Origin of the sequence: Pseudogulbenkiania subflava DSM 22618 (assembly GCF_900177275.1) — a bacterium.
GTDB lineage: Bacteria > Pseudomonadota > Gammaproteobacteria > Burkholderiales > Chromobacteriaceae > Pseudogulbenkiania > Pseudogulbenkiania subflava.
In genome coordinates, this window is record NZ_FXAG01000009.1 from 47770 (window position 1) to 61181 (window position 13412).

The 13412-nt window shown below is 60.8% G+C and carries 11 protein-coding genes; 1 reads left to right on the forward strand and 10 read right to left on the reverse strand.

Annotation, left to right across the window (positions count from 1 at the left end):
- Positions 1 to 394: 394 nt before the first annotated feature.
- The 6 genes from B9N72_RS09880 to rluD form a co-directional block, all read right to left on the reverse strand.
- Positions 395 to 1477 (reverse strand): ribonucleotide-diphosphate reductase subunit beta, encoded by a 1083-nt coding sequence (locus B9N72_RS09880; RefSeq protein ID WP_008954077.1) that lies wholly within the window; start codon positions 1475 to 1477, stop codon positions 395 to 397.
- A gap of 203 nt (positions 1478 to 1680) precedes the next feature.
- On the reverse strand, positions 1681 to 2256 hold the full coding sequence (locus B9N72_RS09885) for a hypothetical protein (RefSeq protein WP_085276236.1): 576 nt from the start codon (positions 2254 to 2256) through the stop codon (positions 1681 to 1683).
- A 110-nt stretch (positions 2257 to 2366) separates the two neighbouring features.
- Positions 2367 to 2681 carry a hypothetical protein gene (locus B9N72_RS09890; RefSeq protein ID WP_085276237.1) on the reverse strand — a complete coding sequence of 105 codons (315 nt, stop codon included), beginning with the start codon at positions 2679 to 2681 and terminating at the stop codon, positions 2367 to 2369.
- Between the two features lie 272 nt (positions 2682 to 2953).
- Positions 2954 to 5803 carry a ribonucleoside-diphosphate reductase subunit alpha gene (locus B9N72_RS09895; protein WP_085276238.1) on the reverse strand — a complete coding sequence of 950 codons (2850 nt, stop codon included), beginning with the start codon at positions 5801 to 5803 and terminating at the stop codon, positions 2954 to 2956.
- Between the two features lie 399 nt (positions 5804 to 6202).
- Positions 6203 to 6946 (reverse strand): peptidoglycan editing factor PgeF, encoded by a 744-nt coding sequence (pgeF, locus tag B9N72_RS09900; protein ID WP_085276239.1) that lies wholly within the window; start codon positions 6944 to 6946, stop codon positions 6203 to 6205.
- Positions 6933 to 8021 carry a 23S rRNA pseudouridine(1911/1915/1917) synthase RluD gene (gene rluD, locus B9N72_RS09905; RefSeq protein WP_085276240.1) on the reverse strand — a complete coding sequence of 363 codons (1089 nt, stop codon included), beginning with the start codon at positions 8019 to 8021 and terminating at the stop codon, positions 6933 to 6935. The genes pgeF and rluD overlap by 14 nt, the downstream gene beginning before the upstream one ends.
- Here rluD and B9N72_RS09910 point away from each other — a divergent pair.
- Positions 8020 to 8811, forward strand: coding sequence for an outer membrane protein assembly factor BamD (locus B9N72_RS09910; RefSeq protein ID WP_085276241.1), 792 nt, complete (start codon positions 8020 to 8022; stop codon positions 8809 to 8811). The genes rluD and B9N72_RS09910 overlap by 2 nt on opposite strands.
- A 243-nt stretch (positions 8812 to 9054) precedes the next feature.
- On the opposite strand, the gene pgaD is transcribed toward B9N72_RS09910, so the two are convergent.
- From pgaD to B9N72_RS09930, 4 genes are all read right to left on the reverse strand, one after another.
- Positions 9055 to 9489, reverse strand: a complete 435-nt coding sequence (pgaD, locus tag B9N72_RS09915) for a poly-beta-1,6-N-acetyl-D-glucosamine biosynthesis protein PgaD (RefSeq protein ID WP_085276242.1) — start codon at positions 9487 to 9489, stop codon at positions 9055 to 9057.
- A gap of 23 nt (positions 9490 to 9512) precedes the next feature.
- Entirely contained in the window at positions 9513 to 10781 is a 1269-nt protein-coding gene (gene pgaC, locus B9N72_RS09920; RefSeq protein ID WP_085276243.1) for a poly-beta-1,6-N-acetyl-D-glucosamine synthase, read from the reverse strand.
- 8 nt (positions 10782 to 10789) lie between these two features.
- Complete coding sequence (gene pgaB / locus B9N72_RS09925; protein ID WP_085276244.1) at positions 10790 to 12757, reverse strand: poly-beta-1,6-N-acetyl-D-glucosamine N-deacetylase PgaB; 1968 nt, start codon at positions 12755 to 12757, stop codon at positions 10790 to 10792.
- 294 nt (positions 12758 to 13051) lie between these two features.
- On the reverse strand, positions 13052 to 13390 hold the full coding sequence (locus tag B9N72_RS09930) for a P-II family nitrogen regulator (protein ID WP_008954086.1): 339 nt from the start codon (positions 13388 to 13390) through the stop codon (positions 13052 to 13054).
- Positions 13391 to 13412: the final 22 nt, after the last annotated feature.

Here is a 13412-nt window from a genome sequence, read left to right on the forward strand (position 1 = left end):
AAATCAGCAAGAGTTGCGGCCTTCAAGCGAGAACGAAAAATGGCGAGTCACCGCTCAACATATGGGGGCGGAACAGCCGAGTCGGGTCGAAAGTCCGAGATCCTGAGGGGCGAATGCCGAAATTCGGTGCAGTGACAGGAAAGTGGCCGGTATGTGGCTCTGAGCAGACGTTCAGGCCAGATGGGGCAGCCAACCGCTTTGGCCGAAAAGCCGAGGCCCGTACGCGCATTGGTCAGTGACTATTTCGTAAACGACTACATTCCCAGGCCCTGAAAAAGGCCCTGCTTTTGCAGGGCTTTTTTCAGGTTGTCAAGTGAGATTTCACACTTTGGCTATCGGAAATTTCATGCTTTGACTAGAAAATTTCAACCTTTCCGATTTTTGACAATTGGCGTTAATCCCAGCTCAGCGCGCCGCCAGTCTGGTACTCCGTAACCCGCGTCTCGAAGAAGTTCTTTTCCTTCTTCAGATCAATCATCTCGGACATCCACGGGAACGGGTTGGTCACGCCGGGGAACATCGGCTCCAGGCCGATCTGCTGCATGCGGCGGTTGGCGATGAAGCGCAGGTATTCCTTGAACATGGCGGCGTTGAGGCCGAGCACGCCGCGCGGCATGGTGTCTTCGGCGTAGGCGTATTCCAGCTCCACCGCGTGCTTGAACAGGCCGGTGATCTCGGCCTTGAATTCTTCGGTCCAGAGCTGCGGGTTTTCCTGCTTCACGGTGTTGATCAGGTCGATGCCGAAGTTGCAGTGCATGGACTCGTCGCGCAGGATGTACTGGTACTGTTCGGCGGCGCCGGTCATCTTGTTCTGGCGGCCCAGCGCCAGGATCTGCACGAAGCCGACGTAGAAGAACAGGCCTTCCATGATGCAGGCGAACACGATCAGCGACTTGAGCAGTTGCTGGTCGGTTTCGGTGGTGCCGGTCTTGAATTCCGGGTTGCACAGGGTGTCGATGAACGGGATCAGGAACTCGTCCTTGTCACGGATGGACTTGATCTCATGGTAGGCATTGAACACTTCGCCTTCGTCCAGGCCGAGCGATTCGACGATGTACTGGTAGGCGTGGGTGTGGATGGCTTCGTCGAAGGCCTGGCGCAGCAGGAACTGGCGGCATTCCGGCGCGGTGATCTGGCGGTAGGTGCCGAGCACGATGTTGTTGGCGGCGAGGCTGTCGGCGGTGACGAAGAAGCCGAGGTTGCGCTTCACGAGGCGCATTTCATCTTCGGACAGTTGGCCGGTCTTCCACTGTTCGATGTCGCGCTGCATGTTCACTTCTTGCGGCATCCAGTGGTTGGCGCACTGCGCCAGGTATTTTTCCCAGGCCCACTTGTACTTGAACGGGACGAGCTGGTTGACGTCGGTCTGGCCGTTGATGACGCGCTTGTCGCTGGCGTTGACGCGGCCGGTGCCGTGGGCGTCCATCGAGTTGTTGGCGGCGGTAACGGGGGTGATCGGGTCTTCAAAGCTCAGCATGCTAACTCCTGGTTATTCTTTCTAAAGTGTTTCGGTGGGCTTCGGCCAACCTTCAAAGGTTGGCCGAAGCCCGATGTTTCAATGCCATTCCGAAACCGGCTCGGCGGAGCCGGCTTGAGAATGGAACAGGGAGCATGTGCCTGTCGGTCGAGGGATGGGTTGCGCTGTGCTTCACCCATCCTACGGTCACCTGCCTGTCTGTTTCAGTAGCCGCCGCTGACCTTGCCGGTGAGCGGGCGGATGGCGATCGACGACAAGTCATTCACCTTCCACACCCGGCGCATGTGCCCGAAGTCACGGCGCTGGGCGTCGCGCAATTCCACTTCCGACCGGTAGTTGAGGTCGAACCACACTTCGCCGAGGTAGACCGTTTCGCCCGCGCGGATGTCGAACGGCTTGTGCAGCGCAAAGTGCGTGATGCGGCGGTAAGAAGACCACCACAAATCGTCATCGCTCCACTGGCCCCAGGCGTCCTGCAGTTCGTAGCGCCCCGGAGGCAGCGCTACCAGTTGTAGCTTTCCTTCCGCCGGGCTCATGCCTTCTTCGCCGAACACGGTGTCGGTGTTGAAGCTGGCCCAGACCGTGCCATGCCGGCTGTTATCCAGACCGCGCCAGTTGAGGTCGGCGCTGGCGCTGTCCGGGGTGAAGGTGCGCACCGTCATCGAAAAGATCGCGTAGCCCTGGCCCGGCGGCGGCTTCAGCGAGCCGTGCAATTGGTCGGCCATGGTGGTGCAGCCGGCGAGTAGGGCGATGACACACAGCAGCAGTAAACGGCGCATGGCAATCTCCTCGGCGACGTGAGGTCGCATGGGGTTTTGACTGGCCGGACGGGTGCGGGGTTTCGCTACGCGCTACCCCACCAGCCAACATAGTCATCGCCCACCCCGACTTAAGCTAAAAACTCTAGCTCCGTTACGTCTAGCCAGTCTTTCTTTGCTAGAGCCGTTAACTCATTCACAAAAGATGACGGCTCTGCTGAGAAGGTCAGCTTGAATTTCATATAAGTTGTATCTGCCTCTATCACTTCGCAGGCGGACAGGCCCAGATGACTTAGGCAATTCATAAGCGTGGTTGGCAGTTCTCCCCACAGCCACTGATAGTGCGTCCGGGCATCAATGCCCCCCATTTTCCTTCCCTCACAGCTGGCTAGCCACAGGAGGTATGGATCACTTGTCTGGCAGTGGGTGACAATCAATTGGCTCATAGAAGCCTCCATAAAAAATTTGGAAATAATTGCTGTCACTCGCTGCGCTTTGTACAAGCGTTAGACGCCATGTCTTCAGACATCAGGTCATTTGAAGAGTGATTCCAAATGGCCCGCTACGATAGTGTTCGTACAACGTCTTGGTGAGTCTACTAATTCGCCCATCCCAAAACCGACTTTTTCAAATCGGTTTGAGGCTGGAGGTTGGCCGAAGCCTGCTTCGGCCAACCCTGGCGGAACGCCCCTGAAGGGGCTTCCGCCCTACAACTACCTTACTGGCAAGCCTCGCAATCCGGGTTGTCGATCGAGCAGAACTTGGCGTCGGTGGCCGGGGTGTTGTCCACTTCCGGCGCGGCGCTCACGGCTGGGGTGGTGGCCGATACTGCGTTCAGCTCGCCGCCGCGACCGGTCGACTTCTCGGCGCTGGTGGCTGCCAGGGTGCGCAGATAGTAGGTGGTTTTCAGGCCACGTACCCAGGCGTACTTGTACAGCTCGTCCAGCTTCTTGCCCGAGGCGCCGGCCATGTACAGGTTCAGCGACTGCGCCTGGTCAATCCACTTCTGGCGGCGGCTGGCGGCGTCCACCAGCCATTTCGGGTCCATCTCGAAGGCGGTGGCGTAGATCGCTTTCAGCTCGGTCGGGATGCGGTCGATGCGGCCCAGGCTGCCGTCGAAGTATTTCAGGTCCGAGACCATCACTTCATCCCACAGGCCGAGCTTCTTCAGGTCGCGCACCAGGTGTTCGTTGGTGACGGTGAATTCGCCCGACAGGTTGGATTTCACGAACAGGTTCTGGTAGGTCGGCTCGATCGAGGCGGACACGCCGATGATGTTGGCGATGGTCGCGGTCGGGGCGATGGCCAGGCAGTTCGAGTTGCGCATGCCGTGTTCCTTGATGCGCTCGCGCAACGTGTTCCAGTCCAGGCGCTCGGTGCGGTCCACGTCGAGGTAACCGCCGCGCTCGGCCGCCAGCAGGTTGATGCTGTCGTGCGGCAGCACGCCGCGATCCCACAGGCTGCCCTTGTACGACGGGTAGCGGCCGCGTTCCTGGGCCAGTTCGCTGGACGCCGAGTAGGCGTGGTAAGCCACCAGTTCCATCGATTCGTCGGCGAACTCGACCGCTTCCTGCGACGCGTACGGGATGCGCTTCATGTGCAGGCAGTCCTGGAAGCCCATGATGCCCATGCCGACCGGACGGTGCTTCAGGTTGGAGTTGCGCGCCTTCTTCACCGGGTAGAAGTTGATGTCGATGACGTTGTCCAGCATGCGCATGGCGATGCGAACGGTGCGCTGCAGCTTGGTGCCGTCGAGTGTGCCGTCGGCCTGCATGTGGCGGGCCAGGTTGACCGAGCCCAGGTTGCACACGGCGATTTCATCGTCGTTGGTGTTCAGCGTGATTTCGGTGCACAGGTTGGAGCTGTGAACCACGCCCATGTGGCCTTGCGGACTGCGGATGTTGCACGGGTCCTTGAAGGTGATCCACGGATGGCCGGTTTCGAACAGCATGGTCAGCATCTTGCGCCACAGGCTCAGAGCCGGGATACGCTTGAACACACGGAGTTCACCGCGCGCAGCCATGGCTTCGTATTCCTGGTAGCGCTTCTCGAAGGCAGCGCCGACCAGGTCGTGCAGGTCCGGGCACTCGGACGGCGACAGCAGCGTCCACTCGGCACCGTCCATCACGCGCTTCATGAATAGGTCCGGAATCCAGTTGGCGGTGTTCATGTCGTGGGTGCGGCGGCGGTCGTCACCGGTGTTCTTGCGCAGTTCGACGAACTCTTCGATATCGAGGTGCCAGGTTTCCAGGTAGGCGCATACCGCGCCCTTGCGCTTGCCGCCCTGGTTGACTGCCACGGCGGTGTCGTTGACCACCTTCAGAAACGGCACCACGCCTTGCGACTTGCCGTTGGTGCCCTTGATGTGCGAGCCCATGGCGCGCACCGGGGTCCAGTCGTTGCCCAGGCCACCGGCAAACTTGGAGAGCAGGGCGTTTTCCTTGATGCCTTCGTAGATGCCGTCGAGGTCATCGGCGATGGTGGTCAGGTAGCAGCTGGAGAGCTGGCTGCGGCGCGTGCCGGAGTTGAACAGCGTCGGGGTGGACGACATGAAGTCGAAGCTCGACAGCACGTTATAGAACTCGATGGCGCGCGCCTCGCGTTCCACCTCGTTCAGCGCCAGGCCCATGGCGACGCGCATGTAGAAGGCCTGCGGCATCTCGATGCGGGTGCCGTTCACGTGCAGGAAGTAGCGGTCGTACAGGGTCTGCAGGCCGAGGTAGCCGAATTGCAGGTCGCGGCTGGCATCGAGTGCGGCGCCCAGTTTTTTCAGGTCGTACTCGCCCAGACGCTCGTCCAAGAGTTCGGCGGCGATGCCCTTCTTGATGGCCTGCGGGAAGTAATCGACGTAGCACTGGCCCATTTCTTCCTGGCTCACGGCTTCGCCGAGGATCTCCAGGCGGATGTTGTTGAGCAGCAGGCGGGCGGTGACGTAGTCGTAGGCCGGGTCCTGCTCGATCATGGCGCGTGCGGCCAGGATGGAAGACTTGTTGACCTCTTCTTCGCTGACGCCGTCGTAGATGTTCTTCAGCGTTTCGGTGAGGATGGCGTCGACGTCGGTTTCGGCCAGGCCTACGCAGGCCGACTCGATGGTGGCGCGCAGCTTGGCGATGTCGAGCGGCAGCTTGGCGCCGTTCTTGCGCACCACGTTGATGGTGATCTGGGTCAGGGCTTCGCCACGGGCGGCGCGTTCCTGCGAGCGCTGCTCACGGTACAGCACGTAGGAGCGGGCCACGTCGTGTTCGCCGGCACGCATCAGCGACAGCTCGACCTGGTCCTGGATGTCTTCGATGTGGATGGCGCCGCCTTCCGGCTTGCGGCGCATCAGCGCGCTGACCACCATCTCGGTCAGCTGGGCCACCTTGTCACGGATGCTGGCCGAGGTGGCGCCCTGGTGCCCCATGATCGCCAGGAAAGCCTTGGTCATGGCGATGGAGATCTTGACCGGCTCGAACGGTACGACAGCGCCATTGCGGCGGATGGTCTTGTACTGGCTGAAGTCGGCTTGCGGTGCGGCGGCTCGGCCGAGTTCGGCGGCAGTTTGCCCTTCAAAGGTGGTCAGTTGCATGGGGCCCTCTTGCTTTGGGTGGTGGATTGTCAGCGGGATGAAACCGCTGTGGACAAGTCTGTTGAAAAGCTGTGTGTTAGCTGTGGGCAAACACTATATGTATTGTTGTGCTGCGGAACAGGCCCAAATTCTAGTGGTGAGTGAGCGACAGAACAAGTCTTGACAGCGCGCTGGAAAACGGAAATCCGCGTGGTTATTGGCTTTGCGGCCCACTTCCCGTTTTCGGTGCTTGCCGTGCTATTGCGGTGCGACAGGCTACAAGCCCCGTATTACAAGGAACAGGGCGCTGGCAACAAAACAACACCAGATGTAGTAGGCATGGCGTGTGGCGGCGATGCTACGCCGCAGGCATGAAAAAACCGCCACGGTGGGCGGTTCGTGTCGGAGCAACCCTGGTGGTCAGGGTTCGATCCAGATCAGGCTGGCCATGCGTCCGGTGGTGCGGTCGCGGCGGTAGGAGAAGAAGCGCTCGCGGTCGATCACGGTGCAGAAATCGCCACCGTAAACCTCGTTGATGCCGAGGGCGGCGAGCCGCTGTCGTGCCAGCGCGTAGATATCGGCCAGGAACTTGCCTTCGCCGATGTCGGTGAAGGCTTGGGCGGCGGCGGGATCGTGTGCCATGAAGGCGGCACGCACTTCGGCGCCGACTTCGAAAGCATCTGGGCCGATGGCCGGGCCGAGCCAGGCCATGAGATTGGCCGCCGGCTCGTTCATTGCGTTCACCGTGGCCTCGATCACGCCGTCGCACAGCCCGCGCCAGCCAGCATGGGCGGCGCCGACCACGCTGCCGTCACGGCTGGTGAGCAGCACCGGCAGACAGTCGGCGGTCATGATCACGCACACGGTGTCCGGCGTGCGGCTAAAGCTGGCATCGGCCTCTACCGGGGTCTCCGCCACCTGCGCTGCGTCCACCACGCAGGTGCCGTGCACCTGGCTGAGCCAAGCCGGTTCTTCCGGCACGAAGCGGCGCAGCGTCTCGCGGTTGAGCGAGACGTGCTCCGGCAGATCGCCAACGTGGGTGCCGAGGTTGAAGCTGTCGTAGGGAGCTTCGCTGACGCCGCCCTTGCGGGTGGTGGTCAGCGTCTTGACCTTGGCCGGCGCCGGCCAGTCTGCCGTCAGCCAGTCGGGGTTAGTCGCGAACATACAGCACCTCGACATCGTAGTCGTCGTCGTCCCAGTCCTCGTCGTCCTCGTCGAGGTCTCCGTGATCGGCCATTTCCTGGGGCTGGCCTTCGCCGCCCAGTACCGCGAGCAGGTGTTTCATGTCGTCCGGCAGCTTGGCCTTCCAGGTCATTTCCTGGCCGGTGGCCGGGTGAGTCAGGGTCAGGCTGTAGGCGTGCAACGCCTGGCGGCCGAGCGCCTTGACAGCCTCTTCGACCTCGTCCGGCATGGTGTGGCGCGGGTTGCCATAGAGCGGGTCGCCGGCCAGCGGGTGGCGCGCTTCGCGCATGTGCACGCGGATCTGGTGGGTGCGGCCGGTTTCCAGGCGGCACTCGATATACGAGTGGCTGGGGAAGGTGGCCAGCACGCGCACGTGGGTGATGGCCTGCTTGCCGCCGAATTTCACCACGGCCATGCGCATGCGGTTGTGCGGATCGCGCCCGATCAGGGTTTCGATCTTGCCGTCGAACGGCACCACGCCGTCCGCGATGGCCCGGTAGATGCGTTTGACGCTGCGCGCCTGCATCTGGCGCACCAGCTCGGTCTGCGCCGGGATGGTCTTGGCCACCACCATCAGGCCGCTGGTTTCCTTGTCGAGCCGGTGCACGATGCCGGCGCGCGGCACGTGGGTCAGGGCAGGGCAGTGATGTAGCAGACCGTTGAGCAGCGTGCCGGTCCAGTTGCCGGCCGCCGGGTGCACCACCATGCCGGCAGGCTTGTTGATGATGATGATGTGATCGTCTTCGTAGACGATGGGCAGTTCCATCGCCTCCGGATGGTAGGCGAGCTGTTCTTCGGTTTGCTGGACAGCGACATCGATGTGCTCGCCGCCCAAGAGTTTGGTTTTTGGGACGGCAGGCTTGCCGTCCAGCAAGACGTGGCCATCCTTGACCCACTGGGTCAGGCGGCTACGTGAGTAATCCGGGAGGAGTTTAGCCAGCGCCGCGTCGAGCCGTTCGCCTGCCAGAGACAGGGGAACGTCGAACTGTTGCGTCGCGGATACCTCGTTTTCAGAGATATCGCTATAATCCTCGGAGTCAAAGTAAGGATCGGTCATGAAAAGATACGTTGCAGCAATGTTGGTGGCGCTTAGCCTCGCCGGGTGTGCTTCCAATGAGCCGTATGATGAAACACGCAGTTGGACCGTTGAAAAACTCTACGCCGAGGCAAGGGACGAGTTGAACAGCGGTAATTATACCCGTGCTGTCAAACTCTACGAAACGCTAGAGGCCCGTTTCCCTTACGGACGTTATGCCCAGCAGTCGGAAATGGACCTGGCCTACACCCATTACAAGGACAATGAACCGGAACTGGCCATTGCCGCGGCCGACCGCTTCATCAAGCTGCACCCGACACACCCCAACCTCGACTATGTGCTCTACCTGAAGGGTCTGGTGTACTACAATGACGATTCCGGCCTGCTGGCCAAGTGGGCCGGCCAGGACATGAGCGAGCGTGATCCGCGCGCGACGCGCGAAGCGTTTCTGGCGTTCCGCGAGCTGACCAGCCGCTTCCCCAACAGTCAGTACTCGGCCGACGCCGCCGAGAAAATGAACAAGCTGATCAAGGCACTGGGTGGGCACGAAATGCACGTGGCTCGCTATTACATGAAGCGTGGCGCCTACCTCGCCGCAGCCGGCCGCGCGCAGAACGTGGTAAAGGAATACGCCAACACCGGTTATCTGGAAGAGGCCCTGGCGCTGACCGTAACGGCCTACGACAAATTGGGCGTGCCGCAACTGCGTGACGATGCCCGGCGCGTACTGGAACTCAACTATCCCAAGAGCCAGTACCTTGCCAACGGTTGGCAGACGGAAGAAATGCCGTGGTGGAAGTTCTGGAAATAATCCGGTTCGGCCGTTTTGGTTAAAGAGGACGGGTCGCAACAGCGACCCGCTTTTTTTGCGCCATGACGCGGCGGGTGGCCGCCAGAGGGAGGGCGTGCTGCCTGGACTTGAGAGGGCGCTACGGGTGGGTGCAGACTGAAAGGTGGGGCCAGGCGCGGGCTTGGTTGGTAGCGGGCAACGAGTTGGGATGGACAAAAAAAACGGGTCGCATCAGCGACCCGTTCTGTTTTCCAGCCTTCTGTCTTAGGCTTTCGGTTCGATGCCGATGATCTTGCCATGGCTGTCGTGGTGGACCACGCAGACCGAAGCGGAGCGACCGGCCAGGATTTGCTGTTCGCCCATGCCGAAGTGGTTGGCGTAGCTTTCTAGCGTTTCCTGCTGGTGGGCAGTGGCCTTCGGCTTGCGGGAAGGCAGTTGCGACCACAGCAGCAGGGTGCCGGAGGTACCCAGCAATGCCACGACCGAATTCTCCAGCGAACCCGACGACCCGGTGCTCAGCGTCTTGGCCAGCAGCTGCTGGTAGCTGGCGCCCCAGCTGGTGAGCCAGTTGGCGCCATTGACGATGGGGCGCCACAGGTACAGCCAGCCTGCCCATGCCGCCGCGGTGGAGGCATTGGACAGCAAGCGCTGATGCCAGCGCAGGTGATGACGGGCGTTGATGATCAGGTTGTCAGGCATGGAGAATCCTCTTTTCGATTCGATCAGGCGCGAATGCCGCGGTCCGGGCTTACCCACCGGGCACGTTTACCTTCACCACGCAGCAGTACCTTGGGGAAGGCAACAATGGTTGAACCAATGTTAATGATCCAGAACACCAAAGGATACCAGATCATCCAGTAATAGTTGCGTCCCAGCCCTCTGTCGTAGTGGCTATCGAGCCACTTACTGACGGCAAATTGCAACAGACAGGTGGCACCCAGGATCACGCCGCTCCATTGGGGAATCAGCGGCGATCCAACATGGGGCAGCCAACCGGATGGCAGCAACAAACCGGCGGCCCAGATGATCACCAGAAGCAGCATTACGTAGGACCAGAACAGACTCAGGCATAGTTCGAGCATCAATGGCCACAAATAGTTCTGGCTCGGGTGGCGAATGACATCGAGGTTCTTCAGCAAGACCTGGGCACCGCCCATGGCCCAGCGCAGGCGCTGTTTCCAGAGGCCCTTCAGTGTTTCCGGCATCAGGATCCACACCAGGGCATTGGGTTCGAAGCGCACGTCCCAGCCATCGCGCTGCAGCTTCCAGGTAATGTCGATGTCCTCGGTCAGCATGTCGGCACTCCAGTAGCCCACCTGGTGCACGGCCGACTTGCGGAAGGCCGTGATCACGCCGGACACGGTGAACAGGCGGCCGAAACTGCGTTGGGCACGCTTGATCATGCCGACGATGGAGGAGAACTCGCCAACCTGCACTCGTCCAAGCAGCGTGGAACGATTGCGAATGCGAGGGTTGCCCGTAACGGCGGCGACTTCCGGGTCCTGCACGAAGTGACGCACCATCCAGTGCGCGGCATTGCGGTCGAGGAGGGCGTCGCCGTCGATGCAGATCAGGATTTCATGCTTGGCGAGCAGGCTGCCGGCCTGCAGTGCCATGGCCTTGCCCTGGTTCTGTGCCAGGTGCACCACACGCAGGTGGCCGTACTTGGCGGCCAGGCGGTCCAGTACTTCAGCGGTGTTGTCCTTGCTGCCATCGTTGATGGCGATCACCTCGAAGTCAGGGTAGTCGGTCGCCAGGGCGTGGCTGATGGTTTCCTCTGCGTTATCCCCCTCGTTGAAACAGGGGATGAGGATGCTGACCGGCGGCGTGTCCGGCAAGGGGGTGGGCTGGGTGTACGGACCATCCTTGCGTTCATGGCGCCAGTAAAACAGCGCGGCGCCGATCATCCACAAATAGGACATGAACAGCGGGTAGTAAAACACGAAACCCAGCAGTCCCTGCCATAGTGTTTTCAGTAATGCAATAACCATCAGTCTGCCTAGTGGATGTCCGGTGCGTTCGGCTTGCTGTCCAGAACCGGCTTGAGCACGGCTGGATCCGGATGATCGCGATGCAGGTTGTCAGGGTAGTAACCGACATGGCGTGCCCCCCAACCATACAGCGTTCGGATGGTGTCCGCCATTTCCTGGCTCGGCACCGGTTTGTTGCTACGCCAGTCGATGGCCTGCAGTTCGAATACCACCTTGTCCATGGCGTCCGGATGCTCCTTCACTTTATCGACTATTTCGTGCAGGAAAGCCATCGGATCGGCGGCGTTTTCCATGTACGGCATGGCCATGATGGCAGTGAAGTCGTAGTTGGCGAGCGAGTTGTCGAGCGATTGCGAGTACCACACTTCGGAGCGCGGATTGAGCGCCACGGTGGCGTAAAGGTTACGAGCCGTCTTCAGGCCCGGCTGCTCCTGGCGTACCACGTCGGCCAGTTCCATGGCGAAATTGTCGAGCGTGTTGATCTTGAGGATGGTCCAGCGCCCCAGCAGATCGTCATTGCTGCGGATTTCTTCCAGCGAGGTCGGCAAGCCCCATTCCTTATAGGTTTTTAGGGCCATCGGGCTGGCGTCTTCATAATCGGACAGCGTGACGTCGTCGTGGAACAGCAAGCCCTCGAACGGCGTGGAGCGGGCGAGGTCCTGGTAGAGGTCACGGATCACCTGGCGCACGCGCGGCGAGAACGGCGACAGGCGCGGATAGCCCATGGTGAGGTGGTTGGCCTTGTTGGGAAGCGTGACGACCTTGTCGCTCGCTGCCGGTTCGTTCTTCGGCAGTTCGAAAGCCAGCATCGGCATCCAGGCGTACAGGCGCTTGACCGGGGTGCGGGTGCGAATCTGCCAGGCCACGCGGTTGAACAGGTCGGCGCGCATCGGCAGGTGGCGGTTCGGGAAGTACACTGCATCGGCAGCGCCGTTGCCGTCCGGGTCGGCGTAGGCTTGCAGGTAGACAGTATTTACGCCCATGGCGACGATGCGATCGAGCAAGCGGCCCAGGTTGTGCTCCTGTTGCGCCGGATCCGGGTCGTAGATGTAGTCCAGATCGACGTGCATGATCTTGCCTGGACGATCGTTGTCGGAGATGTTGGCTTCGCGGATGGCGAGTTCCTTGCGGAATGCGTCGAGCGTGATATTGCCCTCGATCAGGACGCGGCGCAGTGCGTGAAGCGGGGTTTGCTCGTTGTTGGCTCCGTCGTCCAGTGTCATGCCGATTGGCATGCCGAGCTGGTGCGCCACGTCGCTCGACGTGCTGTTGTAGCGGCCGTACGGCCAGATCATGATGCGCGGCGCCTTGCCGGTGTGCTTGCGCAGCAGATCGCTATTGCGCTTCAGGTCGGCGTAGATGCGTTTGCGGTAGCTGGCTTCGTCCTCGTAGCGCTTGAGCTCGGGCAGGTAGCGGCGTGCTGTGGCCGCCGGCTGCATATTGCCTTGCGGGTTGGCCAGGATGCCCTCGTGCATGTTGTAGGTGTGATTGGCGATTTCCACCAGGCCACTTTGCGTCATGGCGCGCACGTCGTCCCACATCAGCATGACGTTGCGCGGAACGGGCTTGCCTTCGAATCGCACGGTACCGTTGGTGTCGAGCCAGTTGCCGATGAGCGCGACCACCGCCGGTGCCTTGAACATCTTCAGAACCGGGAAGGCATTGGCGTACATCGAGCGGTAGCCGTCGTCGAAGGTCAGCAGTACGGCTTTTTCCGGCAGCGGCTTCTTGCCGCTGCGATCGGCCAGCACGTCGTCCATGCTGACGAAGTGGTAGCCATTGTTCTTCAGCCAGTCCATCTGGCGCACGAAATTGGTCGGCGAGACGGCAAAGGCCGGCTCGAGAGCATCACTCTTGTCGGCGATTTCGTGATAGGTAAGGATAGTCAGCTTGTTGTCCGGCGTAGCGGCCAGACCAACGCTGCTGAGCAAGCACAGCAAGAATCCCCACAGCAAGGGCATCAGTCGAGTGGTCATCAGTCGTTTTTATATGTCGGTTTAAGTCGGGTCAGCGTAAACGGTGCCGCTAAACTCTGTGCCGGAGGCGACAGGGGCCCGGCGGGAGTCCCGGGAGGCGCGTCATTCTATCAGGAGTGGGCGTGATTGCGAGCGGGAAAATGAGTTTATGTGCAGTGCAAAAGAGGCGCTGTGGCGGAAAGGGGACGCGCTGGTTTCGTTAAGCTTGCCGTAATCTGTCTGTGTGACGAGGTGGATTGGCAAGCAATTGAATTAAAAGGGATAAAGCGGGGTCTTGCCCCGCTTTCGCTGAGCTTAGACTGCGTCTTCGTTGGTCTCGCCGGTGCGGATGCGAATGACCTGTTCGACCGGGGAGACGAAGATTTTGCCATCTCCGATCTTGCCGGTGCGGGCGGCATTGATGATGACCTCGATGGCGCGGTCGACCAGATCGTCGGCGATGACCACCTCGAGTTTGACCTTAGGCAAGAAGTCCACCACGTATTCGGCGCCGCGGTAGAGCTCGGTATGCCCTTTCTGGCGCCCGAAGCCTTTGACCTCGGTGACGGTCAATCCGGTGACGCCGATTTCCGACAGAGCTTCGCGCACTTCGTCCAGCTTGAACGGCTTGATGATGGCCTCGACCTTTTTCATTTTGGGGTGCTCCTTGACGGCA

Excerpts from the sequence above, each read along its gene's own strand:
- pgaC (WP_085276243.1), bottom strand. The coding sequence starts at position 10,781 with ATGGTTATTGCATTACTGAAAACACTATGGCAGGGACTGCTGGGTTTC.
- pgaD (WP_085276242.1), bottom strand. The coding sequence starts at position 9,489 with ATGCCTGACAACCTGATCATCAACGCCCGTCATCACCTGCGCTGGCAT.
- B9N72_RS09880 (WP_008954077.1), bottom strand. The coding sequence starts at position 1,477 with ATGCTGAGCTTTGAAGACCCGATCACCCCCGTTACCGCCGCCAACAAC.
- B9N72_RS09885 (WP_085276236.1), bottom strand. The coding sequence starts at position 2,256 with ATGCGCCGTTTACTGCTGCTGTGTGTCATCGCCCTACTCGCCGGCTGC.
- rluD (WP_085276240.1), bottom strand. The coding sequence starts at position 8,021 with ATGACCGATCCTTACTTTGACTCCGAGGATTATAGCGATATCTCTGAA.
- B9N72_RS09895 (WP_085276238.1), bottom strand. The coding sequence starts at position 5,803 with ATGCAACTGACCACCTTTGAAGGGCAAACTGCCGCCGAACTCGGCCGA.
- B9N72_RS09890 (WP_085276237.1), bottom strand. The coding sequence starts at position 2,681 with ATGAGCCAATTGATTGTCACCCACTGCCAGACAAGTGATCCATACCTC.
- pgaB (WP_085276244.1), bottom strand. The coding sequence starts at position 12,757 with ATGACCACTCGACTGATGCCCTTGCTGTGGGGATTCTTGCTGTGCTTG.
- B9N72_RS09930 (WP_008954086.1), bottom strand. The coding sequence starts at position 13,390 with ATGAAAAAGGTCGAGGCCATCATCAAGCCGTTCAAGCTGGACGAAGTG.
- B9N72_RS09910 (WP_085276241.1), top strand. The coding sequence starts at position 8,020 with ATGAAAAGATACGTTGCAGCAATGTTGGTGGCGCTTAGCCTCGCCGGG.
- pgeF (WP_085276239.1), bottom strand. The coding sequence starts at position 6,946 with ATGTTCGCGACTAACCCCGACTGGCTGACGGCAGACTGGCCGGCGCCG.